General features: G+C 60.3%; 1 protein-coding gene. It reads right to left on the bottom strand.

The window, feature by feature from the left end:
* Positions 1-105: 105 nt before the first annotated feature.
* The coding region (locus tag P792_RS31380) for a hypothetical protein (RefSeq protein ID WP_161630850.1) at positions 106-1,020 on the bottom strand (915 nt) is incomplete at its 5' end.

Raw genomic sequence — 1,020 nt, 5'->3', positions numbered from 1 at the left:
CCTGTTTTTTTGAATACCGTCTTGCGGGAGGCAAGCGATCCGACGCAGTCCTGGCCGCAAGGCAGACACTGCAAAGCCGAAAGTCCGGGAAAAATAATCCTCGGGTCAGCCACATCCATCAAAGGACGACGTCTTGATCACTGTCCCATCCGGCCTCAACCGCCAGCCGCGATAGGCAATCGGCATGTCTTCCAAAGCTGCCAGCGCATCCAGGCTGCCCACAGGCGTTTCACCGCGCGAAAGATCGGGCGGCACATCGAAGGGGAATTGCGTCCCCCCTGCCTGCATCCATCCCCCGCCCGCGAGCATTCGGGGTGACCAGACAGACGCATGATCATCCCAGATCGCTCGGAGCAGCACATCCCGACGGAACAGGTTCTGGGTCTGCATCGCATCCCGGTCTTCTTCACCCTCGAAAACGAGCTGGGCAGCTGTCCCATCAGGCAAAGCCAACCAGTCATCAGGTAGAAGGCGTTCTGTAAGAAGCCTGCCCAGTGCCTCACATGTGCACTCGCTATCCGTCCAGATCGACACCCGGAAAAGCTGGCTCTGCCGCCGCGTCAAACGCCTGGAACGGGCATACCCGCTCACCCCACCTTCAAGAGCCCCCGAAGAGACACGCAGTGTGCCTGCCTCGACGTCACATCCAGTCATTTCTGCGGCGAGCGCCTGCACGATATCCTGCGCCGAATCCCGATCCTGAACGACATATCGGGCAGAAATATCCGAGCCGTCATTTCTGGACCATCGCAGCGATACCACCCCCGGCGCGGCGCGGCCGGCGATACGTGCAATCGTCGCGACACGCCCCCGCACATCCAGGGTCACATCAGGCGGTAGATAGAAACTTTCAGCCCAGACATCACCCAAAGGGACAGGCAAGCGTTCATAGCGACCCGAAACCAGCGTTATCGTTACGTAGCTGACCGCCTCCCTGAGCGAAGGTGAGGCAAACAGATCCGAGGGCATCAAAGCCCCGGCCCGGAATATCAACCGTCCCTGAGCCAGGCCGGTCGAAGG

The organism is Asaia sp. SF2.1 (assembly GCF_000505765.1).
Lineage (GTDB): Bacteria > Pseudomonadota > Alphaproteobacteria > Acetobacterales > Acetobacteraceae > Asaia > Asaia bogorensis.
This window is presented reverse-complemented; position numbering and strand designations above follow the sequence as displayed.